Source organism: Desulfovibrio psychrotolerans (assembly GCF_013340305.1).
GTDB lineage: Bacteria > Desulfobacterota > Desulfovibrionia > Desulfovibrionales > Desulfovibrionaceae > Halodesulfovibrio > Halodesulfovibrio psychrotolerans.
This window is the reverse complement of sequence record NZ_BLVP01000001.1, coordinates 1-26,700: the sequence shown is the minus strand read 5'-3', so window position 1 is coordinate 26,700 and position 26,700 is coordinate 1. Positions and strand designations below refer to the sequence as shown.

The following is a 26,700-nucleotide window of genomic DNA, read 5'->3' as shown; positions in this document are numbered from 1 at the left end:
ACCGATTACTCAAAACAATACAGCATAGTAGCTCTTGATTTTTTTTATAAAACCCCACGCGCCACTTCATGGTCAAATACAGTCAGAATTTTGGCTTGTTCCGGGGGGGGCGGTTCTTCTGCAAAAGAACGTCCCTTGCGGGAGACATAAAACGGATCACAACATTCCTCGACGAAACGGTCGACTCTGGCCTTGGGCAACACAAATTGAAGCCCATCATAAAATGCATGTCCCGGAGATGTAGTTTGCTAAGACATCGGTATACCCAAGTGACGGGGGGGGTATCGAAAGCGTGCATGGGCGCGAACCTGTGGTTCGCGCCCATTTCAATTTTCGTATGAATGGCACTACCCAAGTCGGCGGGCCCATACCCCATTATGCGGCGGTTCGTTCAGCCTGCTCTTCTTCGCGGTCGAATACAAAGCTCGCCCGCTCAAATTCCTCATATGCCTGCCGTCCGATGCCACCAAGGTCGGCCATGGTGATGCCGAGCAACATCCATGCCCCACCGGAAGGCGGCAGCACATGGCTATCGTGCCAGTATCCATAGCCAAGCGCCCGCGCCATGCAGTCCGCCACCGCAACAACTGCAGCGACTTCCGGGTGCTCCATGTTCCGCTCCTGCGCATGGTGTTCACGCACGGCCTCAGTCAGTGCCCGGTCAAGGTTCCAGCGCTCCATCAATTCTGCGCCAACGCGGCCGTGTTCAAACCCGAGCACCCTGCGCTCTGCAAGATGGAAGGGAGTATTATGTGCGGCGGCATCTCCGTACAGCGCCACCACGTCCCGCCCCAATCTATCCACCAGAAGCAGGCGGCCCACGTCATGCAGCAACCCCGCCGTAAAAAATCGTTCCGGATCGTCAAATCCAGCCTGCCGCGCAAGCGCACTGGCAAGGCATGCGGTCATGAGGGAATGGCGCCAGAATTCTCGCAGCGAAAGCCCGTGCATAGCCATCTTGCCGCCTCCTATCTCCGCCGCCGCAAGCGCAAGACTGGCTAGTTGGCGCCCGCCCACAATGGCAACAGCTTCACGCACGGTCGCCACATTGCGCCCGCCCCGCCGTTCTTCATAAAGCGGGCTGTTCACAAGGCGCAGCAAGGAAAGCGTCAGAGCGATATCGTGCCGGATGATGTGCCCGAGCCGTTCGTCGCTCGCGTTGCCGTTCTGCTCTTCAGTATTGCCGCCCGCGAGAAAATCCGTGAGGCATCGTATTGTACCGGGCATGGAGGGGATATGCAGCCGCCCCTGCAGGAGAGACTGCGGAGTATGACTGCCGGACACTAGGCGGCTGCCCAGCGGCAGAACGTTACCTGCCGCCTCTTCGTCCGCAAAGGCACTTTCATCCATACGCAGCATCACTTCCGCATTGGCCAGGGCAAGTTCCCGCATCTTCTCAAGCAGGGACCGTTCCGTCCCGCTCATGGGCACGTTCCGCGCATGGCGGAAACGCCGTCCCACAATGCGTCGCGCCTTCAACTGGGCGGTATCCTGAACGGCATCCGGTCCGGATTCTATCCCTGCAGGTGTGGATGGTATTGCCGCCCAGAATTCCGACACACCGGTCTGGTAGCTGTCCTGCAATACAGAAGGCACGCCTGCTTCATGGCGCTCATGGATAATCTGTGCAGCTGTGTTTCGCATAATCTTGTCCCCTTTTTGACGCTGGCAGACAAAATAATGCAAGAACCATTCTTAATAAGAAAAATTCAGTTATACAGGGATAGTACTCTTAAAAAAAAGGCGTCAGCCCGGCAGTATCTGCCCAGCTGACATAACCATGACGCGACACCGCGCGGGAAGGGCTACTGCACAGCCAGGCTGTTCAGCGCGGCATCCGGTTCACCACGATACGGCAGGATGGGGAACGGCAGTGCGGCCATTTTCGCCCGGTATTCACCCATTTGGGACAGGGGGATATATTCGATGTTCAGGACGGGCTTGCCCGCCTCTGATACGCGGTGAAGGATTCCACTACGGTAGGCACTGTCCTCCGGCGTGACATTGAAGAGCAACGATTCCACCCCGATCATGTCAATATGGCGCATATAGCGCGCCACCGCGTCCTCAGGGGCATCATTGAAAATGCCCTCCGCATTCTGCGGGCAGACTATCTTGTTCGGCCCGCCCCGCTCGCGCAGGTAGGTGGCGATGCGCGCGACAAGGCGTATCATTTCGGAGGCGCTGGTGCTCAGGTCGCGTCCACCTTCCGCATGCCAGAACCAGTAGGCATCCACAATATCCAGATACACCCCGTCAAAGCCTGCATCCACAATGCGGTCAAGATACGGCCGCAGGGCCATGTCCCACCACTGCTCGTGCCAGTAGCGCACCTTGTAGTTCTCCGGCCAGTCAGGATTCTCCGCCCCCATGAAGGGCGGAGGGGCGTCACGCCACGCCTTGTTCCAGTAGAAACGGTAGCTTTCCGCCTCGCCGATGGAAAAATAGCACAGCACCCTGCGCCCGCCGCGCTGCATGAGCGCCACATCTGCGCGGGTGAAGGCCCCCGCGTCCGTGCCGTCCACGGAATAATCCACCACGGCAAGGTCTGAGGCAGAACTGGCAATGGATTGCGGATCAACCCCCTGCAACCAGTACACCCACCGTTTGGGCGGAGCCACAATCCGCTTCTGCTCCGCTGCGTCCTTTCCGTTCCGGGTGGTCACCTGACCGGGCTTTGCCGTCTGCGTCCGTTTTTCCACAGGCACCGTGCACCCCCAAAGAAGCATCAGGGTCATGGCAAGCGCCATGGGTATTGCGCCTGCACGTATTTGCTGTATGTTATACATAGTCGGTATAGTAGCGCATTGCTGCGCAGGTTACAATTATTCAAGTGGCGTTAGCGCCCTTGATGATTGTCATTTGCCCCATCGGCCTGTATACAGAATCAAACCTGCAATATCAGGGGGAACGCAGTGAAATCCATTTCCAACTTGCTCATCATCATGAGCCTTGTCCTGTTGCTGAGCGCCTGCAACGCCACACGCCAGCAGCACTACCTGAATACGGAAGCCATGCCTTCGGGGGATCGCACGGCCGCTGTTCTGCCCTTTGTCAACCTGACCACGCACCCCAATGCGGGGCGCATTGTGGGAGACGTTCTTTCCACCGAGCTCTACGGTCTGCCCGGGTACACCTTCCTTGAGTCCACTGCCATGCTGGAATCCCTGAAAGGTGGCGAAGAAGACCTTGAGTACATACTGGATAAAACCGTGGCCCAACGCGTAGGCAACTCCCTTGGCGTGGATACCGTGTTCTACGGCTCGGTCAGCGAGTTCCGCTACAAGCGCGGGCTGGACCAGAGCCCGGTTGTCGGCATCAACATCCGCATGCTCGACGTGAGAACCGGCACGGTGGTCTGGGCCGCCTCCCTCACGCAATCCGGGGGCTGCTTCTACGGCTGCGACACCTCGCTCAACCTGCTCACGCAGCAGATATGCCACGAGGCAGTGAAATCCGTCGGCGCGACCATCGCTGCCGGACAATAACGCCATTTGCCGTCATACCCGTGACGGTCCGGGGGGAATATGCCACGTCGCCATACCCTGCCAGACCGGCAGCCGCACCGTGTCCTCTGGCTTGCGGGCGTGCTTGCCGTTCTGGTCCTTACCCTGTGCTGCCAGAAGGCGGAAGCGTCTGAGGTCGCCCGCAGGGTACTTGTCCTCTACAGTGAAACCGCTGACCAGACTCCCGACCAGAACATCTGGCGCAGGGGGTTCGACATGGCGGCCAATTACCACGGCCTGCTCTCCGAATACCGCGCCGTGGAGCAGCCCGTTCCGGAACCGCTTGACCCGCGCGAGTGGCGCGCCATTGTCTGTGCCTATGCCGCCCCGAATATGGAGGACCCACAGGCCTACATGGATTGGCTGCTCGCCTCAATGAACCGTGACATCCGGGTCATCTTCCTCACGCCGCCCCATGCTGTTTCAGCAGGTGCGCCCCCTGCCGTGCGCACCCGCGTGGACATGATACTGGAACGCTTCGGCCTTGCCTACACACAGGAACAGACCACGGCGGGCAATCTGCTGGCCTACGGCACCACCGGGCCGCACATGCAGTATGAACGCCCCCTGCCTGCTGTTCCCCCGCTCTTCGACGGATACGTGCCCACCAAACCGCAACGCCACACTCCATGGCTCACCGTACGCAACACATCCAGCCCATCCGGCAATGCGGAAGGGATTGCGGTTGCCGTTTCCCCGGCGGGCGGGCTGGCACTGCCGGAGTACGTATATTGGATAGACCCAGCGGACTACCGGCACAAATGGTATCTGGACCCCTTCGCCTTCCTTTCCGCCTCACTCGGGCTTGAGGGAATGCCCGCCCTTACCCCAACCACGCTGAACGGAAAGCGCATTGCCATGTCGCACATCGATGCCGACGGGTTCAGCGGCTTCACCAATGTGGACAAAAAAAGCAACTGCGCCACAGTGATGATGGAAGAGGTGCTGAAAAAGATTGATTTCCCCGTCACCGCCTCCGTCATTCAGGCTGAGGTGGATCCCGAGCTTTCCGGCAACGTACGCCTTATGGAGACCGCCCGCGCCATATTTGCCCTGCCCAATGTGGAACCGGCCTCGCACAGCTTTACCCATCCCTTTTACTGGGATGCGAATGATAAGCAGAAGATAGCGCTCTTCCGGGACAAGCTCGGGCTTGAGCAGTACGGCATTCCCGTTGCGGGGTACAGCTTCGACCCCAAGCGGGAAACCGTAGATTCCTGCCAATGGATAACCGACCACCTCACCCCGGCGGACAAGCCCTGCCGCATGATGCTCTGGTCCGGCTCATGCGACCCCAAGCCTTTTGTCATGAAGCACGTTTATGATGCGGGCCTGCTGAACATAAACGGCGGCGACACCATATACGACCAGCACAACGACTCGCTGACCGGTGTATCCCCCCTGTTCAAGTTCGTGGGGCCGTACGTGCAGGTCTTCACGGGACAGGCCAACGAAAACATACTGACTAATCTGTGGACGGGCCCGTACCACGCCTACCGCTACATCACCCGCACCATGGAACGTACTGGCTCGCCTCGCAGGCTCATGCCCATTGACGCCTACTACCACTTTTACAGCGCGGAGTACGATGCCTCGCTTCAAGCGGTGAAGGATGTGTACGCATGGATAGCCACACAAGATGTCGCAAAAGTGTTCACCTCCGCCTACATTCCCATGGTCATGGATTTCACGCAGGCAACTGTCGAACGCGATGGCGCGGCAGATGTGATTTCCGGTTACGGCACCTGCCTCAGCGTGCGCTATGAGGACACCTCAACCCTGCCCGACCTTGCCCGCTGCACCAACGTGCTCGGGTACGAGGTGCAGCCGCAGGGCCTGTTCGTCCACCTGAAACGCGGCGCAGGTCAGGCGCGCATCGTGCGTGCCGCCTCTCCGGACAACAGACAGCCCTATCTGCAAAGTGCCACGGGCTGGGTGGACGACTTTTCGCATAGCGCAGACACCATCCGCTTGCGATACGAGGGGTTTGGCAACGGAACAGTCACCCTTGCGGGACTGCCCGCAGGAAGGGCGGCAATTGTGTCACACAACGGCACGGCGCGCAGCCTCATAACTTCTCTCACAGGCACGCTCACCATTGGCCCCGTGCGCTCGGGCACGCTGGGGATACACCTGAAGTGAGGATTCATCCGCTCTATGTGCTGACCTTTTTCGCGTCCATGCTTCTGCTGACGCTGCTCATCTATCCCAGCCAGCGGGACATGGCGCAGCTGTATCTCGACAGCGGCAGCATCCAGCGGGCCTGGGATATTCTGGAAAAGGTGCTGCCGGAGCGGACGGACGACTATGCCCTGCACATAACCGCCTCAGAGATTTATCACCTTTTGGGCAGGCCGGAGCGCGCCATAGACATGCTCATACGGGCCCGGGAACTCAAGCCGCGCAACGTGGCCATGCTCACCCGCCTTGCCCGGTATCTGGAATGGGACATGCGCCCGCGCGATGCCCTGCCCATCTACGAGGAGATTGCGGCCTCCGCACCGGACCGCACCGATGTGCTGCGCACCCTTGTTTCGCACTACCGCTATTTTGGCATGCCCGACAGGGAAAGCCACGCACTGGCGCGCCTGCTGATGCAGGATGCCTATGCGGAACCCCTGCGCGGCATACCCCTGCTCGTGGTGCTGCGCAGCGAACTCACCGCACTGGCACAGCAACGCCTTGCCGGGGAATATACCCCGCTGCGTGATCTGCTCATGCAGCAACTGTTCATCATCGGCGACCAGTTCGCCGCAGCCGTGCAGGAAGGCGAGCAGGCTGACGAGAAACAGTATGCCACCTACTGCCTTGAAGACTACCTTAAAACAGGCCATCTGCCGAAAGGTGCTGTCTTCGCGCAGGCCATGGATTCCCGACGCGGCGGCGTGGACATACGCCTGCATTTCGCCACCATCATGCAGTGGAACAACCTGCTTGGAGAAGCCGTAGCCTACCTGCGGCAGGTGCACAGGCAGGTTCCGGGCAACGAGGCGGTGCTGATTGCGTTGAGCAGCGCGGCACGGAATGCTGACGATCTGGAAACCGTTGAATTCGCGCTGGAAGCCCTCACCCGTAGCGCGCCGGAAAACCGGGAGTATACGGAACAATTGGCGGAGGTGTACCTGGAGGGCAACAAGATCGCCAAGGCCATTGAGATGTTCGATGCGCTGCTCCAATCCGCCGTAGACACCTTCCGCGTGCTCGGACGCATGCTCACGGCGGCACTGTTCTCCGGCGAGCCGGAGGTGATGCGGGTGGTGCTGGAAAAGGCCGAATCCTATCCCACGGACAGAAAAGACATTCTTGAATCCCGCATTGAGCTGCATCTGGCGCTGGACCAGACGGGCAAGGCTTACACGCTGCTGCGGGATATTCTGAAGGATGGCACCCCGGACCACGCACAACTGCTGCGCCTCATGGAGATCGCGCAGTTCACCGGCGATGCGCCCACCATATTGGACGCCGTTGACTTTGCCCTCAGGCATGAACCGGAGAACATCGATTTTCTGCGGCAGGGCTCGGATGCCCTGCTCGCCACGGAACGGCCGGGCGAGGCGTTCACCCTGCTCAAGAGGCTTGCCCGCATAAGCCGCAACACTGCGGACGCGCTGGCAATGCTGGAAACAGCGGGATTCACCGCATCAACGGCACTCGTTGATGAAGCGGCGGACATTGCCCACTCCCTGCACCCGACCTCCGCCACGGTCATGGACCGGATAACCGAGGTGTATCTGTGGCTGGAATCGCCGCTCAAGTCCCTACCGTATGCTGAAAAGGCCGCCCGTCTCTCACGAGGGGACAGGGCTTTAACCCTGCGTATGGTAGAGGTGGCCTCCTATACGGGTGATGGTGAACGATTCCGCAAAGCTCTCATGCTGGCCGGCAAGCTGCGCCCCGATGACGAGGAAATCGCCCTCGCCTCGGCGCAGGCACTGGCGGCAGGAGGCGAGGGGGCGGCGTTCGAGGCGCTGCTGGAACGCTTCATGCGCTCCGGCAGCAACGTGAACCTCATCCGCAAATGGGCTGCCATTGCGGAGAACGCGGGCCTTTCGGAACAGGCCTTCCGGCTGTGGTATCAGGTTCACAAGGCGAGCCCACATGACTCCGATTTACGGGAAAAGGTGGCCCGACTTGCCTTCAACACAGGACGCTACAGCATATCCGCAGACCTGTGGTCACGGATTGCGGACAACTCTCCCGCAGCCTTCGATCCGGCCTTTGCCGCAGGCAGCGCATGGGCAGCAGCCGGAAACGTGGAAAAAGCCTTTGTCTACTTTGAAAAGGCCCTTGCCCTGCGTCCCGATAACAGGCCCGCCATGCTTGAGTTTGCCCGAAACGCCGCATACTCCGGGCGCTACAGTCGGGCCGTGCAGGCATTCGAGCGGCTCGGAACGGCCTCGCTGGAAGAGAACGACCGCATCCTGCTGGCGGAAGCATACGGCAACACGGGCAAGGCCAGAGAGGCGCTCGCCCTGTTCGGCCCCCTACTGAACAAGGACCCGCTGCCCAAGGAGAGAGCCATTCTCATCACGCAGCTATACAACGCGGCGGAGCAGCGCGCCAAAGCAGCAGCCCTGTATCCCAAACTGGGCAACGCCTATGGCGATGACCCGGCCTTTGTGGCCCGGCTGGGTGCGGAGGCGTTTTTTGCGGAGCATTCTGCCCCGGCGCTTGCGCTTTTCAGCAAAGTTCTTGAGAGTAAACCGGATGATGCAACGGCACTCAAGGGGTCGGCACTCGTGCATGCGGAAAACAGCAACGTCCGTTCCGCCATCGACTTTTTCAGAGAGTACATCAGGCGTTATCCCGGCGACGGCGACGCCCACTTCCGTCTGGCGGAACTGTACACCATCCTCGGCAAGGAAGGTCCGGCCCAACGGGAATACCGCGAGGCAACACGATTGCTCAAGGAAAAGCTGCGCTCTCCTCCCGCTCCAGATGCCGCCCTCCGGAAGCGACAGAACCGCAAAAACGCTCTGGACTCCGCAACGAACTAATAGGAAGACCGTTTTCAAACTTGCACCAACCGCACGCCACGTATGACACAAATGACACGCCGCATCGCCATACTTCTTCTCATCCTGACCGCCACCCTGCAGGGGGTGGGGGCTCCGCTGCATTCCGTGGCGGAAGAAACCCCGAACGCGGTCCGGGCAGAGGCCACCACGCTCTGGTCCGTGCGCGCCAGTTCGTCGCGCAAGGCCACCGGTGCCGTAGATGCCGTGCGGCGACTCCACGCAGCGGGCATGCCTGATGCGGGTATGCTAATGCTGTTCGATGATGCCGGGACCCTGTGGTATGTGGTGGAAATTGCCCACACGGACAACAGGGAAGATGCCCGGCGGATTGCAGACACCTTCACGGCCGAAACGGGCACCCGGTGCCTCATCCGCAGCATGGATGCGGCTCTGCACGCCACGCGGCGCGTTTCCGGAGAGGGGCTGCGCAACAGCGAGCTGATCCTCCCCCCTGTCGCCCCGGACACCGACCCCGCCACGCCAGCTGCCACAGCGGACGCTGCGGACATCGCTACAGCATCCGAACCGGCCCCCGGCACGATTTCCTCCCCAGCTTCAGGGTCGGACGCGGTAACTGACATCACCCATCCCGATACATTGGTCACGAACACCGACATCGCCCCTGCGCCGGAACGCATGGTAAAATCCGCAATGACACTCTCCCCGCAAATGGCCCTTCCCCGGCCTGCAAGTAATGTCGGAAACGGCACCCCCGCACTCGCTGAAGTCCCGCTTCGCCGGAATCCCGATGAACGCTCCCCGCTGGGTATTACGGAGGAAAGCACCGGAAAGACGCCCGAGGCAGAGGCAGCCACCCCCTTCACCTTGGATACAAAGCAAGCCGAAATCATCCTTGCCCGCAGCCTCTACCGGCAGGGCGACCTTGAGGGAGCTCGCGAGGTGTACCGCCAGTTGCTGCTGCGTCACGGCCAGGACGAAACCATTCTGGAAGGGTACACCGAAACGCTAATGGATGGCAGGCGCTGGGCCGAAGCGGATGCGGAACTGGTGGCATGGCGCGCCGCAATGCCGCACAGCATCAGCGCGATCCGGCAGACGGCACGCCTGCATCTTACCATGGCAGAGGAAACTGGCAACTACGAGGCCAGCTTTCCATGGCTGGAACAGCTCATGGAGCACGCGCCGGAGGACACCTGGGCGATCATGGACTACGCCTATGCACGGCGTAACGCCGGAGACTGGGAGGAAGCACTTCGCCTTTTCAGCGCCGTGTACGATGCCAACCCTGACGATGAAAACGCGGCGGAAAACATACAGACCATTCTGCGAGAACGCGGGCCGCAACTTGCTGCGGACTATCGTTCGGAAGTACAGGCGGGCGATGTTTCCATAAACACGTTCACGGTGGACTACAGCCAGCAACTGTCCTCGATGTGGCGGGCGCATGTCGCTCATACCCGCAGCCGTCTGGACAGGCGCAGCGATGAAGACGGCACCGCAAGCATTGCCCGCGAACTGCGTCTGCATGAGGCGGGCGTTACCTATGAGCCCAGCCGCCGCTGGCTGCTCGGTGCGGGCATCCAGTATTATGAAGGTGTCGGCGAAGGCGTTGCCCCCAGCCTTTCCTTGGAGCACCGGCTCAACGTCAGCGGTCTGGTACGCCTGAATACGCAACTTGAGGCGCCATGGTACACCACACTGGATGCCGCTAACCGCGACGGCACAACAGACACCTTCACCCTGACCTTGGAAAAACCGCTCACCGACAACTGGTACCTTGCGGCGTCCGCAGGGGCGCAGCGCTACTCGCTGGAGGGGCTTTCCGGCTACGCGTGGCAGGAGCGTGAGGAGTTGGCACTCACCCGCCGACTGCACTTCATGCCGGACGTGACTGCCAGCTACATCTTCACGCGCACGCGCATGAACTACCGCCAGAACAATCCGGGTGAAAGACCCGTGGACCTTGTGGACAAGGAAGACATCCACACCCTGCGTGTGGAGATGCTGCACTGGTACAACGAGTACATCGCGCTCAGGACATTCGGTTCCGCCGGGTACGATGTGTTCCGCCTCTCTCCCCTGCTGGGCACGGGGGGCGGGGTACGGCTGCGCCTCGGCCAGCGGCTGGATCTTGATATCGGCGCGGAATACAACAATGACACGGGACAGCCCGGAGGCGGCGAATCCAAGGCCTTCACCACGTCCATCATCTACCATTTCTAGGAAAGCATGGCAGTCACTCGTCTCAATCCCAGCAAGGGCAGGCTGACCTTTCTCGTGGAGATCATCCTCGGCCTCATGCTCATCACCGTGCTCAACATGCTGCTGTTCCGCAACGATGTGGGATTCCTGAACGTGCAGCCGCATCCCTACTGGATCGTGGTGCTGCTCATCTCCGTCCGCTACGGTTTCTTGCCGGGATTCCTTGCGGGGTTGAGTTCCGGTCTGCTGTTCCTTCTCTTCCGAGCCGCCACCATTCCGGACATCTCACTGCTGGAGCTGCGCTCCATGGAACTGTGGGGCACCCCCCTGCTGTTCTGGACCACCGGCATGGCTCTTGGAGAAATCCGTCAGGGACATATTAGAGAACACACTGCCACGCTTACCAAGCTGCGGGACAACATGACCGTTTGCGAGACCCAGCAAAAGGAACTGCGGGCACTGGAACAGGCCAAGGTGGAGATGGATACTCGCATCTTCTCGCAGGAGCATACCCTCTCCACCATCTACGAGGCAGCGCAAGCCCTGCGCACGCTGGATTCGGAATCCATCTACATGGCCATACTGGACCTGCTGCGTCAGTATCTTGGCGTGGAGGAATGCTCCATCTACATGCTGGAGAACAACGTCTTTCAGCTCAAGGCCTTCAAACGAACCGTCTCGCCCAAGCCACGCGCCACCATCGCGCTGGAATCGGAACCGCTCTGGTCCGTATACCGTGAACGGCGGACACACACGCTGGATGCCGCCCTTCGCAGGGAACAGCAGACCACGGGTATACTCATTGCGGCCCCAGTGCTCACCTCCAGCGGCATGGAAGCCATGGGCGTGCTGGTTGTGGAACGCATGCCCTTTCTCAAATTCAACCCCACCTCCATCCGCATGGTGGAGCTCATTTCCGACTGGTGCGGCTCCAGCCTTGAAAACGCCCTGCTGCATAAAAACACTCGCGAGAAACTCATCACCGATGATATTGCGGACGTGTACAATGCGCGGTACCTGCGCCGCAGGCTGGGAGAGGAGTTCGCCCGCGCCAAACGCTACGGCCTAGAACTTTCTGTCATCTATCTGGAGATTCCCGGTTTTCAGGAACGCCTGCCCGAAGAACAGCAAGCCACGCGCATCGCCTTTGCCTCGGTCATCCAGTCACACCTGCGCAACATAGACCTTGTCTTTCTGCACGAAACCCCAGGCGCATTTGTAATACTGCTGCCCACCACCCCCATGCAGGGCGCGCGCGTGGTGGTGAACAACATTGCCCGCGCATATCAGGCCCTTGTGATCATGAGCTTTGAACTGGATGCCCACCTCATGTCGCTGCATGTAGGAGTAGCCGCGCTCACGCCCGAGATGAACGACATGGAGGAACTGCTCGCCGCCATGACGGAGGATATCCATGACACAGTCACCTCCGCGTAGGGTCGCACCGCATCTCAAGGCGGTCATCTATCTGCAGTGCATGTTCGCCGCCTCCCTGCTGCTGGAAGCGGGCGGCCTGTACCTGCTGTTATCCCCGCCCCGCCCCGCTGGGCAGCAGCAATGGCTGCAGGCAACCGCGCTGCACCTGTTGGCCGCCGCCGTACCGCTGCTCTACCGCTACCGCCCCGCGCGGTTTCCCTCAGCGGGCTGGTACCTGCCCAAGCTTACCGGCCTTATCACCCTGTTCCTGCCCGTAGTGGGCATTTCCGGCATGTTCCTGACCGTGAACCTGACCAAGCTCCTCATCCGCCCCAAGGGCCTTGCGCACGAATTCGAACAGGAAAAAATGCACCTCACCCATTTGGATGCTGGCACCATCACACGCACCATGGACGACATGCTGCGCGAAGAACTGGCCACTCAACCCATTGTGGACATCCTACTCGGCTCGGACGACGACCTGAAACGCGGTGCCATCATGCTGCTGAAACGCATGAAAAGCCCGCGCGCCGTCACACTGCTGAAGGAGAGCTTATCCGATGCCTCCGCCGAGGTGCGCTTTTTCGCCCACACGGCCCTGACACAACTGGAGGAGGATGCCGTGGAGCGGTTGGATAAGGCCGAAGAGCTTGCCGCATCGGGCGATGCCGCACTGGTGCGGGCCTTTGCTGAAGCCTGCCGGGAATACGCGCGCAGCGGCCTGCCGGAAGACACCATGCGCTCCTATTACCTTGCGGAATCACGCAAGCAGTATCTGCGCTACATGTCCATTGAGCGGCGAGACCATATGGCTTGTGTGGAGCTTGGTCATGTCAGCCTTGAACTCAAGGACTACGAGTCGGCCCTGCGCATGTTCACCACAGCACTGGACTACCCCGATACCCGTCTGGCAGGCAGGCTTGGACGCTGCTGGGCCTTTTTCGAGCAACGCGACTGGGTTCGCCTTTCCCGCGAGATGGCGATAATGCGCTCTGCCATGCCAGAAGCGGACGAAGCGGACGAGTTCAGCCGCGCACTGTATGTGTTCTGGGCTCAACACACCACGGATGGGACCACAGCCCCGCACGCCCTGCAAGCACGAACCAGGGCATGCGACATGCCGGGGGCAACGGCATGAGCGCAGACATCTGCCTGATACTGGAGGGATCATACCCCTTTGTGGCGGGAGGGGTGTCCTCATGGGTTCACAATATCATTAAGGGGTTGCCGCACCTCACCTTCACAGCGGTGTGTATTCTGCCCTCAGCGCGGGAACCGCATCCCTATAAATACGAGTTGCCTCCCAACTTCATCCCTCCGGAGGTGCTCTATATCCACGATGTGGACAAGCCCCGCCGCTCCCTGTTCCGCCGCTTCAGCAGCAGGCATGTTGAGGAAATTCGCGCCTTTCACAAGGGGCTGGCATCATTGTCCCATAACGACCTCGTTACTATGATAGATGCCTTCCGGCAGGGCCGCTATCCTCTGTGGGACCTTATGCACGGCAAACCCGCATGGGACCTGCTTATTGAGCAGATACAGGAACGCGTGCCCGATGCCCCGTTCATGAACTATTTCTGGACGTTCCGGTTCACGCACCTGCCTATGTTCAAAGCCATGGGTGTGCGCCTGCCGGAAGCCAAAGCCTACCATGCCATCTCCACCGGCTATGCGGGCCTTATCGGCACCGTGGCACGCATCCGCACCGGACGCCCGCTCCTGCTGACCGAGCACGGCATCTACACAAAGGAGCGCAAGATAGAAATCGCCCAGTCCGAGGCTCTACAGCAGAACGATGAAGACCGCATGCGTATAAGCAAGGATCTGGGCCTGTACCAGCAGCTCTGGGTCAGGTTATTTTATACGCTCGGGCGCATCACCTACCGCTATGCGGAACGTATTGTCACCCTGTACGAAGGTAACCGCCAGATGCAAATCAAGGACGGGGCCGACCAATGGCGCACCGAGGTCATACCCAACGGCATCGATCTGGAAGGATTCCAGAACCTGAAGCCTGCAGACTATCCTCCAGAGGAGCAGGACAGCTTCATCGTCGGATTTGTGGGCCGCGTCGTACCTATCAAAGATGTGAAGACCTTCATCCGCGCATGCAAAGCCGTTTCGCTCAAGTTTGCCAACGTGCAGTTCTGGATCATGGGCCCCACGGAAGAAGACGAGGAGTATTACGAAGAGTGCATTGACCTGGTCAAGATACTGCAAATGCAAGACAAAATATTGTTCCTCGGTCGCATCAACGTACGCGAATACTATCCCAAGCTGGACATGGTGGTGCTCACCTCCATAAGCGAGGCGCAGCCGCTGGTGGTCATGGAAGCAAACTGCGCCGGCATTCCCGTTGTAGCCTCCGATGTGGGAGCATGCCGCGAACTGCTGGAGGGCCGCCTGCCGGAAGACAAGGCACTCGGACCTTCCGGCGTGATCACGCGCGTTGCAAACCCGGCGGACACAGCCGCCGGAATGCTCGGCATCCTCACCAACTACCCCTTGCGCAAACGCATGACCCGCGCGGGCAGGGAGCGCATCGCCCGTTATTACAGTGAGGCATCGCTGAACGCGCGCTACGACGCCCTGTATAAGGAGCTGATGGAAATGCCTCAGTGGCACGGGCCGGGAGGCACCGATCACGATGACGACGAGGAGGGCACATGGCAGGTATAGGATTTGAACTGCGCCGCATTCTGGGCAAGGGCTCCTATCTGGACGAGCTTGGGGCCTATCTGTACGCCGCACTCATATCCTCAGGCCCGTGGCTCATGAGCATTTTCACGCTCTCCGTGCTCGGGCTGTTCAGGGAGCGGACCCTCTCCAACATTGACCACGAGATTTTCCGATCCACCATTATCTACACCTACGCGTTCTCACTGGTGTACGTGGGCTTTTTCCAGCTTGTGGCCACCCGTTATCTTGCGGACGAATTCTATTTGGGCAATCTGGAATCCTCCATGCGCGCCTTCTGGACCACATCCGCCGTTGTGCTTGTCACAGGTACGCCCCTTGCAGCCTTTGCTTACTGGCAGTTCGAGATATCGGCCATATACACATTGCTCGCGGTCATGCTTTTCATCGTGGTTTGCCTCATCTGGCTGGCCATGATCTTCATCTCCGCAGTGAAGGACTACATTCACATTGTCATCGCCTTTGCCGCAGGTACCTTCATCAGCATTGGCGGGGCCCTGCTGCTCAGCCGGAACCTCGGAGCTGAAGGCCACATGCTGGGCTACCTCGCCGGGCAGGCGGTGATCTTCTTCTGGCTTGTGGCACGCCTTATCGCTGAATTTCCCACCAGCTCCATCTGGGATGCGCGCCTCTTCACCTATTTCCGCAAGTACTGGGAACTGGCGCTGGTCGGCGTGATATACAATCTGGCAATATGGATAGACAAAATTGTATTCTGGCTGGCTCCGGACGCTAGAACAATCGTTCCCCACTTCCGGACGCATGATTTTTACGAAGGTCCCATATTCTTTGCTTACCTCACCATCGTGCCCACGCTGGCCATCTTTTTGATGAAGGTGGAAACATCTTTCTACGACCATTACAGATTGTACTACGCCAAGATCATGGACAACCTGCCGCTAGGAACCATTCTGGAAGAAAAAGACAGGCTTGTGGAATCGCTGCACGCTTCCCTACGTGAAATACTCATCATCCAGGGGGCCATAACCTGCCTGTGCATCGCCTTTGCGCCGGAGATCATTGCCCTTGCCCAAATGACCCCCATCCAGATCCCTATCTACCGCGTGGCCCTTGTGGGTGCCTTCTTGCAGGTCCTGCTCTCTGTTGTTATCATCATATTGTTTTACTTTGATCTGCGAAGGGATGTTCTCATCGTATCCGCCCTGTTTCTAGTCACCAACGGCATCTTCAGTTGGCTTTCGACCCGCATGGACGTCGCTTTCTACGGATACGGTTACTGCTATTCCTGTTTCACGGCGCTGTTAGCCGCATACTGGATACTGGACTGGAACATCCGTAACCTTGAATACATCACCTTTGCCAGACAACCCATCGGCTAGGGAGGTGGGAACATGCGTATTACCAGAAGGGCCGCCTGCCTTGTCACCGGCTGCGCCGGGTTAGACGCACGACTTCAGCTACGCTTCCGATGTGGTGCAGGCCTACCTGCTGGCGGCAGGTCTTATTCCAAATCCGGTAACCGGAAAGGTTGCCCCCATGTCCGGCATTTATAATGTGGACATAGGCTCGCGCCTTTCCATCAACGAACTAGCGCAGCAGACCGTTGCGGAAGCCGGAGCCCAGCCCCCCACGCCACGAGCCTGCACTCGCAGGCAGGCGTAACCAAGTTCGCACAGACAACCATGTTTTCACCCTCCGTGCCTTACCGGCAAGGACTCACGAAAACCATAGAATGGATGCGCGCGAAGTAGCGCCCGCATCGGTACCCGGAATGATATCAAACGAAGAGCTTGAATCCATTGCCCCGGAAGCGCGGGAAAAGGCCAAGGCCACGCTGCGTATGCGCTTTCGCTTCACCAATCACGACCACCCGTTCGTGGCTCAGTTGGTGCGCTTTGCATACAGCGAACTTCTGGAACGCATAGCACAGGGCATAGAGAGCGGTGATTCGCCCCCCTTGACTCTCCCATCAGAGCGCCAGCCCGCACCACATTTCGGCAAGGTCTTTTCCATGGAGGAGCTTCTCAGGCACCGCATCAATCTCGTTTCTCTACCGCAACTTGTGGTACAGTTGCAGGGGGCCATCAATTCGCCTAAGGCTTCAGTAGAAGACATCGCCAAAATCATCAGCAACGATGTGAAGCTGACCGCGTCTCTGCTCAGGCTGGTGAACAGCCCGTTGTATGGGCTTGTAAACAGGATTGAAACGATATCACGGGCAGTTGCCATCATCGGCTTACGGCCTCTCACCAGCCTTGCCATAGGGGCTACGCTCATCAGCAATCTCAATAAGCAGAAGACCGGTAGTGCCATGGAGGAATTCTGGTTGCACAGCATCGCCTGTGCTTCCATTGCCAAGCGCTTTGCGGAGCAGTGCAACAAGCCTGAACCGGAACGCTACTTCGTGGGCGGCCTGCTCCATGACATTGGCCGGCTTTTCATGCTGGGCGCCTTCCCTGATGAGGCAGAGACTGTATACAAATACGCCGTTTCGCGCGGCATTTCTCTGCATCAGGCGGAGCTTGCCGTATTCGGCTTCAGCCATGTGGACATAGGGGCGCGCATTCTGGAAATGTGGAATTTGAGCGAAGCCACTACCTCCGCCATCAGGTTACACCACACGCCGGAGGACGAGCCCGGCAATCCGTATGACGACCATCATGTCATCCACCTAGCGGACGCCATGGCCAAGGCGCTGGGCTACTATGCCAGTGGGGACTACTATGTTCCCAAAATTTCCGGTCTGTCATGGACCGCTCTTGGGCTTGATACACAGATGCTGAATGAGACCATAGCGGACCTGCATCTGGAGATTGAGACGGTGGCGCATATCATGTTACGGTCATCGGTTTGATTGTTTCATGAGGCCAAACGTGTGGCTCACGACAATAAAGCTCGAAAAGTCATCAAAGGCTCGCGCTGGTTGTTGCTGAAGAACAAGGAAAACATCCTCCGCACGGATGACCGGGTACGGCTGGACGAACTACTGCAAGCCGATCGGAACTTGATGGTGGTTTACGTACTCAAAGATGATCTGAAACGGTTATGGCAGTACCGCTATCCCAAGGCCGCCTTGCGATTTTGGCAAGGGTGGTATCGCAGAGCTATGCGGAGCAAGATTGAGCCGTTACGCATATTTGCCCGGAGACTTCGCCCATATCTTCCGGGATTGCTGGCCCACTGTCGCCATCGGCTGCACACAAGCCTTCTGGAAGGTATCAACAACAAAATCAAAGTGATAAAAAGAATGGCCTACGGGTTCCGAGATGACGAGTATTTCTTCCTGAAAATCAGGGCAGCCTTTCCCGGAATTCCGTGAAGAACCCCAAAAGCCGTCCTTCGCCCGAAACAGTGAAAACCCATTGCGAGAAAAACCACACTTCAAGTATATAGGTACCATGGGACCGATTGCACAGACCCGGAACTGTAACAAGAGCGTCTGCACACTCCAACCGCACAAGGAGAGGTCTCCACTTTAGAAATGATAGCATGCACCCCTTTTGTGCGGGTACAGACTGCTTGCAAAACTGAGAACGCCATACAAAATCATGCAGGCATCCAGTCCGTGCACGCACAAACAGGCCAGCAATCCCTTTTAGCCTTTGGAATTATAGTGGAAAAGCAAATGCAGCACTTGATTAACACTCGTCTGTATTGACCGAACAACCCCGGAAAGGTACTGTGACTACAATTTTACAAAAGTGTACACATTATAGCGGGGGGCTTTCATGCAGGACAATGTAAATAGAGACGACAAAAACCTATACAACAATGCACAACCCAATACGCAGACTTCCGGTATAAATACGCTCAAGAGCAATGAGGGCGCTGCCGATCCAGCGGATAATGAGCTATACATCGCAGGCATAGGTGCTTCTGCCGGGGGGTTGGAAGCACTTGAGCATTTCTTCAACAACGCGCCTGTAGACAGCAGGATGGCATTTGTTGTCATTCAGCACCTGTCGCCTGATTTTAAAAGCCTCATGGACGAAATTCTCGCCCGCCAGACCTCCATGCCCATCCACCGAGTAGATGATGGCATGAAAATCCTTGGCGGAAATATCTATCTCATCCCGGCCAAAAAGGCGATGACCGTCCGCAACGGGCACCTCTACCTCACCGACCGCGACACCACCCGCTCGCTGGAAATGCCCATAGATATTTTTTTCCATTCCCTTGCGGAGGATGCAGGAAAACGCGCCATAGGCATTATCCTTTCCGGTACGGGTACCGACGGTTCTCGCGGCATTGCCTCCATCCGCCGTGCGGGGGGGCTGGTACTGGTTCAGGCACCGGAAACAGCAAAATTCGACGGCATGCCGCGTAGCGCTCTGGAAAGCGGCACGGTTAACCTTGTGCTCTCACCGGAAGAAATGCCGGAATCTCTTCTCAAACACGTCGCAGACCCGAACTCGTTGGGCGAAAAAACCGTCCATTCAAGCAAATGCGGTATTGATGAAGATGAAGGAGATGCGGCACTGGCCCTGCTGAAAAAGCACTACGGCATAGACTTCGCTTACTACAAACCCACCACCGTAGGCCGCCGCCTGGAACGGCGCATGGCCCTCAGCCAGATTCCGTCTCTTTCCGCCTATCTCACCTACATCCGGGAGAATGCAGAAGAACTGAACGCGCTGTATAAAGATCTTCTCATCGGCGTGACCAGTTTCTTTCGTGATAAAGAGTCCTTTGAACGGCTTGAGCAGCAGGTCATCCCGGCCCTGTTCGAACGGGCCGCGGAACAGCCGGACCAGAAAGACATCCGCTGCTGGGTTGCCGGCTGCGCCACCGGCGAGGAGGTATACTCCCTCGCCATCCTTCTCACAGAAGAGGCAGAGCGGCGTAACTTTTCAGGAAAAATCACTATTTTCGCTACAGACGTGCACCGTGAATCTCTGGACATAGCCTCTGCAGGCATCTACGAGGCAAACCGGCTGGAAGTGGTCTCCCGCAACCGCATGCAGCGCTTTTTCAGGCAGGAATCAGATAACTCGTTCCGTGTCAGTTCTGAACTGCGCGGCATGGTAGTCTTTGCACCGCACAACGTCATCAGCGATCCGCCTTTCACCAAAATGGATCTCGTCACCTGCCGCAACATGCTCATCTACCTCATGCCCATTGCGCAGGAAAAGGCCATTTCCATGTTCCATTTTGCGCTGCGGGTAGGGGGCGTCCTGTTCCTCGGCTCCAGCGAAACGCCGGGGGCTCTGGCTCCGGAGTTCGATACCATAGACGCCAAGGCCAAGCTCTACAGGAAAAACAGGGACGTCAAACTGAATATTGATATGCGGGTAAATCCGGCGGACAAACCCCGCAGGCTCGTGGCTCCCATGCGCGCCATGGCCACGCTGGACCGCAGCCTTCTGCGCGACTACGACCTGCTGCTGGAACGGCATCTTCCCCCGGGAATCATCGTGAATGAGAATAGAGAAATCATACACATTTTCGGTGATGCTTCCCGCTATCTGGTTCGCATGTCAGGCCGCATGGATCGCGATATTCTCGATATGACCGAAGGCGACCTCAAGCTCGCTCTGGGAGCCGCCCTGCATCGGGCCGCTCAAGAAGAACGCAAGATAGTCTTCAGCAACATCAAAGTTGCGCTGGGCAGCAAAACAGAAAGCATGGACCTCACGGTAGAAAGCCTGCACGACGACAGACCTGGCCAGCAGCACTTCCATGTGTCGTTTTCCGCCAGCCAACCCGGCCATCCCGCAGTGGATAAAAAAGCCGCTGCAGCCGCAGACGGCAGCCTCTACACCGACAGCGAAGCGGCATGGCAACGCGTATCGGAACTGGAGGGCGACCTGCAGACCACAAGAGAGAATCTTCAGGCAACCATAGAAGAACTGCAAACCACCAACGAAGAATTACAGAGCACGAACGAAGAACTGCTCGCCGCTAACGAGGAGCTGCAAAGCACCAATGAAGAACTGCACTCGGTAAACGAGGAACTCTTCACGGTAAACGCGGAATTCGAAAAGAAAAACAGGGAACTGAAAGAACTTAACGACGATCTGGATAACCTGCTCCGCAGCACTGAGGTGGGCACCCTGTTTCTGGACGCTGCCCTGTGTATACGAAAATTCAACCCCGCCATCATGCGCTCCTTCCGCCTTCTGCCGCATGACATAGGCAGACCGGTAGATCACATTGCCTACCAGCATCCGGGCCGCGAGCATATGCTAAGATCGCTTGAAGAGGTGCTGCAATCAGGCGATTCCGCAGAAGAAGAGATAAGAGATGCAGAAGGCAACTGGCTGCTCAGACGGGTTCTCCCTTTCAAGGACAGCGAGGGAAACACCAACGGTGTGGTGCTCACCTTCCTGGACATTACCAGCGTGAAGATTGCCGAAGAGGAACGCAGGCAACTGGATTTCATCAAGGCCCTCGCCTCCAGCGTTCCCGGACTTGTCTTCCAGTTCCAACAGCCCCCGGATGCCGAAGGAGGCTACACTTTCGTCAGCGACTATGCCCGGGCCATGCTTGGGCAGCAGACCACCCGCATGCTCAGCGCGGCAACCTCCATGGCCGCTCTCGTGCATGCAGATGACCTTCACGTCTTCCGGGAAGCATTGGCCGCCGCACTGAAAAACGGAACCACCATGGAGTTTGAGCACCGCTGCCAGACAGACAACGGCTGCGTATGGCTGCACACGCGCGGCACCTCTGTCAGAATATCAGACGGCACCACCATATGGAACGGGGTCTCCATAGACATCACGCCACGCAAACTGGCCGAGGCCAACCTTGCCAAAGCGGCGGAGTTCTATCTCTCAATACTGAACAAAGCCCCGGCCCTCATCTGGCGCGCCGGTCAGGACGGCCTGTGCAACTGGTTCAATGCCACCTGGCTAGATTTTACCGGCAGGTCCATGGAACAGGAAATGGGCAACGGCTGGGCAGACGGCGTGCACCCGGACGACATGCAACACTGCCTCACCACCTACACCGAAGCCTTTGCCAGGCACGCTCCCTTTGAAATGGAATACCGCCTGCGCAGACATGACGGCGAATTCCGCTGGATTGTAGACTTCGGCTGCCCCATTCAGGGGCTGGACGGTGCATTCATGGGCTACATAGGCTACTGCTATGACATCAGCGAGCGTAAGCAGGCTTTGGCAGATCTGGAACTGGCCCGGCTGAACGCCGAAAAGGCCAGCAAGTCCAAAAGCGAATTCCTTGCCAACATGAGCCACGAGGTGCGTACCCCGCTTAATGGCATCCACGGCATGCTCCAACTGGTGCTGGATGGCGCGGCGAACGCGGAGCAGAGAGAGTATGCCGAAATCGCACTGCAGGCGTGCAAGCGGCTCACCCACCTGCTTACAGATATTCTGGATCTCTCCCGGGTGGAGGCGGGCAAACTGACCATTCAACAGCAACCCTTCACCCTTAGGGAAATCATGGATCACGTGGGTGACCTGTTCCGCCCCAGTGTCATCAAATCCGGTGTCATTCTGGAAACACACGTTTCTCCTGCCATCCCGTCCATGCTCGTCGGTGATCCCATCCGCCTGCTGCAGGTTCTGAACAACCTCGTCGGCAACGCTTTCAAATTCACCACGGCGGGCCGGATTCTGGTGGAGGTTCACCCGCTGCCTTCCGGCAATACGGGAACAGTCCGTGTCTTCTTTGCCATAACGGATACCGGCATCGGCGTGCCCCGGGAAAAGATCGACACACTCTTCCAACCCTTCACACAGGTAACAAACGGGTATAACAAACAGTATCAGGGAGCCGGATTGGGGCTTTCCATTTGCAAGCATCTGGTCGCACTCATGGGAGGCGACATCTACATGGAAAGTGAGCCGGGAGAAGGCACAACGGTCCTTTTCTGCTGCACATTCACCCAGTGTGAGTGCGGCACGCGCGAGGACACATGCGCTCTGCCCATGCCGCAGCCCCGCTCCATGCGGATACTCCTCGCGGAAGATGATGCCGTAAGCCGCCTTTCCGCCCAACGGCAGCTTGAGCGGGCAGGATTTACAGTAACGCTGGCGGTTAACGGACTGGAAGTGCTGAGAGAATTGCAAAAAGACACGTTTGATGTTGTGCTCATGGACATACAGATGCCCTACATGGACGGGCTTGAAACCACGCGGGCCATCCGCGCGGGAGAAGCAGGAAAGCGTGCCGCAGAAATCGCCATAATTGCCATGACAGCCTACGCCATGGCGGGCGACAAGGACACGTTCATTGAAGCGGGCATGAACAGCTACATCGCAAAACCGTTTGAAACGGAGCAACTGGTCGAGCTCATGCACCGACTCGTAGATTAGACCCTAAGCAGTATCAGGTAGCAGGCGAAGACACAGAGAATCCTGTTCAGCAATGTGCTGCGCAACGCCTATGACAGTTCAGTCTTCCGCAGGCATTGGGGGAGAGAGGAGCCATGGAGAAATCACAACTTATCCTTTCCGCAACGAGTCTTCCGTCCGTTTCGGAATCCGTTGCACTGACTCTGACAGACAGGGCAGATCATCATGCGGCAGCACTGAACGCGGCGATGACGGCTATGCCGGATTTCGCCGAACTGATCGGCCCGGGCAACGAGAATCTGGCGCGCTCCAATCACCTGAACCACTTCCGGTACATGGCCTCCCTTGCCTCCGTATTCGACCCGGTTTCCTTGGTGGAGGCTGTCGTCTGGGTGCTCCGCACCTACCGCGCTCAAGGTTTTCGCCTCGCCTACTGGGACCGGATGCTCCCGCAAGCCATGCAGATACTCCGCGAAGATCTGCCCCCGGAGCACGCGGCTGAAGTTTTACCCATATACCAATGGCTCATAGACCACATGCACCACTTCGCCGAGCTGAGCGAAAAAACCCCGTCGTTCTTCGAGTCGCTGGGCACAGTGCCGGGAGAATAAGCAGTGGAACATCTCACCCAAGAGCAACAGCAACGGGCGTCCGGGCTCAAAGAAATCTATCTGGAGCACCTCCTTGAAGCACGCAGAAGAACCGCCTGCGCCGCTGTCTTGCAGGAGGTGGAGGCCGGATTTCCCATTTCTGCCGCCTATCTGCGCGTCATCCAGCCCGCCATGTATACGGTTGGCAGCATGTGGCAGAATAATGAAATTGATATTACCACGGAACACTACTGCACCGCCGCTACACAACTCCTCATGGCCCAACTCTTCCCCTATGCGCTGGTGCAGCCCCGCAACGGGCTAAGCATGATCGGCTGCTGCCTGGGGAGCGAACTCCACGAAATGGGCATGCGTATGGTATGCGACTTTTTCGAATTTTCCGGCTGGGACACTTACTTCACCGGTGCCGTAACCCCCGGCGACGACATCGTGCGCGCCATTGCCTCCCGCGAACCGGACCTCGTCTGCCTTTCAGCCACCATGTTCACCGGTATGCCTCAGGTGCGCGATGTTGTTCACGCGCTGCGGCAGCGGATGAAAGACCGCGCCCCCAAAGTCATGGCTGGCGGACTTGCCTTTATGGTAAACCCGAACCTCTGGCGCGTCGTTGGTGCGGACGGCACCGCCCGCAATGCCCCACAAGCCGTGGCAACGGCAGGCGCGCTTCTCGGAATCGGAAAAACCGCACATGCTTAACAAAAGCAATCAGGGGCACGCCTTTGCCTTTGCCTGCGACGGGCAGGGAGGCAACTGCACCCTTGTGCTGGACAAAAAGGGATACTTTTCAGACAGGGAAAGCGCTTTTTCCACCATGTCCATGCCGGACGACCTCGCCCGCAAACAGTTCGGCAAACTGTTGCTTGAAGCTGCAGAATCAGGCTTCTCCCTTTGCGACCAAGTGATGTTGCCCAGAGAAAATGGACGCTGCGAAAGGTTCTCTCTCTTTGGTATCAAGCGCATCGATCACGTTTTCGTCATCGCCGTACAGTCGCCGCAGCATATCTTCCCCTTGTATGAAGACCTGATGAAGATGATCAACGAGCAAAGCCAAATGCTGCGCGAGACGCAACGCCGCTCGGTAACAGAACCGCAGGCTGCGCGATCACCGGACAGAAACATCGACTTCCTGCAGGAGCTGATGGAACTGAACAACGAACTCGCCAACATGCAGAGGCAGATCGCGAAAAAGAACAGCTTACTGCAGGAACAGGAAAAACGGTTCAGAAGTCTGGCAACAGCCACCCCTGATCCGCAGATTGTCCTTGCTGCGGACAACACCTTCCTTTTCCTTAACCCGGCGGCGGAAGCCATTCTCGCCAGACGCAACGAAGATTCCGTGGGCATCCCCTGCCTGCTGGATTTCAACAGTTCGCCCGAACTCTGTTTTTCCTCAAGTGGCAACCATATATGTGTGGAAGTCCGCAGCACAGAGATTCAGTGGAATAACCAGCCTGCGCGTCTTATCTCCCTGCGGGATATAACTGAACGCAAGCAGGTGGAGCAGATGAAGGAAGACGTGCAGCGCATTGCCCAGCACGACCTCATCTCTCCGCTCAATCCCATTGTCAACATTCCGGAATTACTCCAAAAAGACAACAACCTTACCCGTGAGCAAAAAAACATGCTGCGCACGATCTCACGAGCGGGCGTCCGCATGCTGCACATGATACGCCTTTCGCTGGATCTGCATAAAATGGAGACGGGCCGCTTTGAGTTTTCCCCTGAACCTGTGGATCTTCTAGAAACATTCCATGACATTCTTGCCGACCAGTCCCAGAACATGCTCTCCCGGCAAGTCGAAGTAGCCCTGCATGTGGATAACCGCCACGCCTGTGTGGACGAAAAACTCTATGTCTCAGCACAGCCCATGCTCTGCTACTCTCTTTTTTCCAATCTGGTGCTCAACAGCATGGAAGCGTCGCAACCGGGAGACACGGTCCTCATATCTCTGCATTCCGGAAACGATGGACGTGTACGCACAGACATTCACAACAACGGGGCCGTACCGCATGCTGTCCGGGCCCGTTTTTTTGATAAATACGCCACAGCAGGCAAGACGCATGGAACAGGTCTGGGAACATACTCTGCGCGACTCATTGCCAACACACTGCACGGAAACATCGCCATGCACACATCGGAAACGGCAGGAACCACAGTCACCGTGCACCTTCCCGCTGCCCGGCAGGCAGACATGCCAGAACCTCTTTCCAGTCCTATTCCAGACCAGCTCTGGCATTGTGCCACAATACTTATTGCCGATGATGAACCCGTTAACCGTCTGATCACCAAGCGACTGCTGGAAAAATCGGGCTTCAGGGTTCTGCTTGCGGAAGATGGAGAACAGGCACTGCAACGTTTACGCCAGCATCCATGCGATGCCGTGCTTATGGATGTGCAGATGCCTAAACTGGACGGCATTCAAGCAACAAAAGCCATCAGACACGGAGAAGCAGGCAAACATCACGCCGCCATCCCCGTTATCGCTCTCACGGCCTTTATGCACAAAGAAGAACTTGCCCCCTGCATGGAGGCAGGCATGACCACCGTGGTCAGAAAACCTCTGGATATGGATGAACTGCTTACCGTGCTGCGCAATCTGCTCTAACGACGCACCATCACCTCATCAATTTCCCCGCCCATCCCACCAAAACTCCGCGCCGCAGCCCTTTGCCGCCGAGGGTACGGCATACAGACGCGCAACAAAGCCGCATCCGAGTGCAAAGGGCGCAGGCAACGGGCTGGCAGACAGCGCGAGACGTGAGGCAGCGGAAGGCCTGTCAGGAGCAAAAAAGCGCGGGGGGAGTGGAGAGGGGGCAGCGCGCCGGCGGCCCCCTCTCCCCGCCGGAGGCTTAGTCTGATCGGGGTAGTAGCGAATGGGATGCTGCAAGATGAAGCACGGCAAGTGCTGCCTTGTTAGTGCGCCCACGCCCCTCCTGCAAACGCAAAAAACTCCGGCCCTCATCGGTACCGGAGTTTTTTATGATTGAAATACGTCTTGGCGGCGGCCTACTTTCCCACCAGCTCCCTGGCAGTATCATCGGCGATGGCGGGCTTAACTTCCGAGTTC

16 protein-coding genes and 1 pseudogene are annotated in these 26,700 nt (G+C 58.0%); 15 read left to right on the top strand and 2 right to left on the bottom strand.

Annotated elements, in window-relative coordinates; all coding sequences use genetic code 11:
- Positions 1–375: 375 nt before the first annotated feature.
- Both HUV26_RS00080 and HUV26_RS00075 read right to left on the bottom strand, forming a co-directional pair.
- Complete coding sequence (locus tag HUV26_RS00080; RefSeq protein ID WP_174408066.1) at positions 376–1,644, bottom strand: HDOD domain-containing protein; 1,269 nt, start codon at positions 1,642–1,644, stop codon at positions 376–378.
- A gap of 161 nt (positions 1,645–1,805) precedes the next feature.
- Positions 1,806–2,750 carry an MJ1477/TM1410 family putative glycoside hydrolase gene (locus tag HUV26_RS00075; RefSeq protein ID WP_243451191.1) on the bottom strand — a complete coding sequence of 315 codons (945 nt, stop codon included), beginning with the start codon at positions 2,748–2,750 and terminating at the stop codon, positions 1,806–1,808.
- A 165-nt stretch (positions 2,751–2,915) separates the two neighbouring features.
- Here HUV26_RS00075 and HUV26_RS00070 point away from each other — a divergent pair, with 165 nt between their 5' ends.
- The 15 genes and pseudogenes from HUV26_RS00070 to HUV26_RS00005 all read left to right on the top strand — a co-directional run bounded on the left by HUV26_RS00070 (position 2,916) and on the right by HUV26_RS00005 (position 26,238).
- Complete coding sequence (locus HUV26_RS00070; protein ID WP_243451190.1) at positions 2,916–3,488, top strand: CsgG/HfaB family protein; 573 nt, start codon at positions 2,916–2,918, stop codon at positions 3,486–3,488.
- A gap of 39 nt (positions 3,489–3,527) precedes the next feature.
- Entirely contained in the window at positions 3,528–5,648 is a 2,121-nt protein-coding gene (locus HUV26_RS00065; RefSeq protein ID WP_174408065.1) for a polysaccharide deacetylase family protein, read from the top strand.
- A complete protein-coding gene (locus HUV26_RS00060; RefSeq protein ID WP_174408064.1) occupies positions 5,645–8,503 on the top strand; it encodes a tetratricopeptide repeat protein in 2,859 nt (952 codons plus the stop codon). Before HUV26_RS00065 ends, HUV26_RS00060 begins: the two co-directional genes overlap by 4 nt.
- Positions 8,504–8,545: 42 nt before the next feature.
- Positions 8,546–10,708 carry a tetratricopeptide repeat protein gene (locus HUV26_RS00055; RefSeq protein ID WP_174408063.1) on the top strand — a complete coding sequence of 721 codons (2,163 nt, stop codon included), beginning with the start codon at positions 8,546–8,548 and terminating at the stop codon, positions 10,706–10,708.
- 6 nt (positions 10,709–10,714) lie between these two features.
- Positions 10,715–12,124: a diguanylate cyclase domain-containing protein gene (locus HUV26_RS00050; protein WP_174408062.1), complete on the top strand. Its 1,410-nt coding sequence runs from the start codon at positions 10,715–10,717 to the stop codon at positions 12,122–12,124.
- Entirely contained in the window at positions 12,102–13,241 is a 1,140-nt protein-coding gene (locus tag HUV26_RS00045) for a HEAT repeat domain-containing protein (protein WP_174408061.1), read from the top strand. Before HUV26_RS00050 ends, HUV26_RS00045 begins: the two co-directional genes overlap by 23 nt.
- On the top strand, positions 13,238–14,782 hold the full coding sequence (pelF, locus tag HUV26_RS00040; protein WP_174408060.1) for a GT4 family glycosyltransferase PelF: 1,545 nt from the start codon (positions 13,238–13,240) through the stop codon (positions 14,780–14,782). Before HUV26_RS00045 ends, pelF begins: the two co-directional genes overlap by 4 nt.
- Complete coding sequence (pelG, locus tag HUV26_RS00035; protein ID WP_174408059.1) at positions 14,770–16,140, top strand: exopolysaccharide Pel transporter PelG; 1,371 nt, start codon at positions 14,770–14,772, stop codon at positions 16,138–16,140. Before pelF ends, pelG begins: the two co-directional genes overlap by 13 nt.
- Before the next feature lie 157 nt (positions 16,141–16,297).
- Positions 16,298–16,423, top strand: a complete 126-nt coding sequence (locus tag HUV26_RS16890) for a hypothetical protein (RefSeq protein ID WP_274602445.1) — start codon at positions 16,298–16,300, stop codon at positions 16,421–16,423.
- Between the two features lie 109 nt (positions 16,424–16,532).
- Positions 16,533–17,615 carry an HDOD domain-containing protein gene (locus HUV26_RS00030; RefSeq protein ID WP_174408058.1) on the top strand — a complete coding sequence of 361 codons (1,083 nt, stop codon included), beginning with the start codon at positions 16,533–16,535 and terminating at the stop codon, positions 17,613–17,615.
- 9 nt (positions 17,616–17,624) lie between these two features.
- Positions 17,625–18,080 (top strand): annotated as a pseudogene (locus HUV26_RS00025) (ISL3 family transposase); the annotation flags it as partial.
- Between the two features lie 409 nt (positions 18,081–18,489).
- Positions 18,490–23,043, top strand: coding sequence for a chemotaxis protein CheB (locus tag HUV26_RS00020; protein ID WP_174408056.1), 4,554 nt, complete (start codon positions 18,490–18,492; stop codon positions 23,041–23,043).
- 113 nt (positions 23,044–23,156) lie between these two features.
- Complete coding sequence (locus tag HUV26_RS00015) at positions 23,157–23,633, top strand: hypothetical protein (protein WP_174408055.1); 477 nt, start codon at positions 23,157–23,159, stop codon at positions 23,631–23,633.
- A 3-nt stretch (positions 23,634–23,636) separates the two neighbouring features.
- The gene (locus tag HUV26_RS00010) at positions 23,637–24,329 is read left to right on the top strand and encodes a cobalamin B12-binding domain-containing protein (RefSeq protein WP_174408054.1); all 693 of its coding nucleotides are present in this window, start codon (positions 23,637–23,639) and stop codon (positions 24,327–24,329) included.
- Complete coding sequence (locus tag HUV26_RS00005; RefSeq protein WP_174408053.1) at positions 24,322–26,238, top strand: hybrid sensor histidine kinase/response regulator; 1,917 nt, start codon at positions 24,322–24,324, stop codon at positions 26,236–26,238. Before HUV26_RS00010 ends, HUV26_RS00005 begins: the two co-directional genes overlap by 8 nt.
- Positions 26,239–26,700 lie beyond the last annotated feature (462 nt).

Excerpts from the sequence above, each read along its gene's own strand:
- HUV26_RS00080 (WP_174408066.1), bottom strand. The coding sequence starts at position 1,644 with ATGCGAAACACAGCTGCACAGATTATCCATGAGCGCCATGAAGCAGGC.
- HUV26_RS00075 (WP_243451191.1), bottom strand. The coding sequence starts at position 2,750 with ATGGCGCTTGCCATGACCCTGATGCTTCTTTGGGGGTGCACGGTGCCT.
- HUV26_RS00065 (WP_174408065.1), top strand. The coding sequence starts at position 3,528 with ATGCCACGTCGCCATACCCTGCCAGACCGGCAGCCGCACCGTGTCCTC.
- HUV26_RS00055 (WP_174408063.1), top strand. The coding sequence starts at position 8,546 with ATGACACAAATGACACGCCGCATCGCCATACTTCTTCTCATCCTGACC.
- HUV26_RS00050 (WP_174408062.1), top strand. The coding sequence starts at position 10,715 with ATGGCAGTCACTCGTCTCAATCCCAGCAAGGGCAGGCTGACCTTTCTC.
- HUV26_RS00045 (WP_174408061.1), top strand. The coding sequence starts at position 12,102 with ATGACACAGTCACCTCCGCGTAGGGTCGCACCGCATCTCAAGGCGGTC.
- pelF (WP_174408060.1), top strand. The coding sequence starts at position 13,238 with ATGAGCGCAGACATCTGCCTGATACTGGAGGGATCATACCCCTTTGTG.
- pelG (WP_174408059.1), top strand. The coding sequence starts at position 14,770 with ATGGCAGGTATAGGATTTGAACTGCGCCGCATTCTGGGCAAGGGCTCC.
- HUV26_RS16890 (WP_274602445.1), top strand. The coding sequence starts at position 16,298 with ATGTCCGGCATTTATAATGTGGACATAGGCTCGCGCCTTTCCATCAAC.
- HUV26_RS00030 (WP_174408058.1), top strand. The coding sequence starts at position 16,533 with ATGATATCAAACGAAGAGCTTGAATCCATTGCCCCGGAAGCGCGGGAA.
- HUV26_RS00020 (WP_174408056.1), top strand. The coding sequence starts at position 18,490 with ATGCAGGACAATGTAAATAGAGACGACAAAAACCTATACAACAATGCA.
- HUV26_RS00015 (WP_174408055.1), top strand. The coding sequence starts at position 23,157 with ATGGAGAAATCACAACTTATCCTTTCCGCAACGAGTCTTCCGTCCGTT.
- HUV26_RS00005 (WP_174408053.1), top strand. The coding sequence starts at position 24,322 with ATGCTTAACAAAAGCAATCAGGGGCACGCCTTTGCCTTTGCCTGCGAC.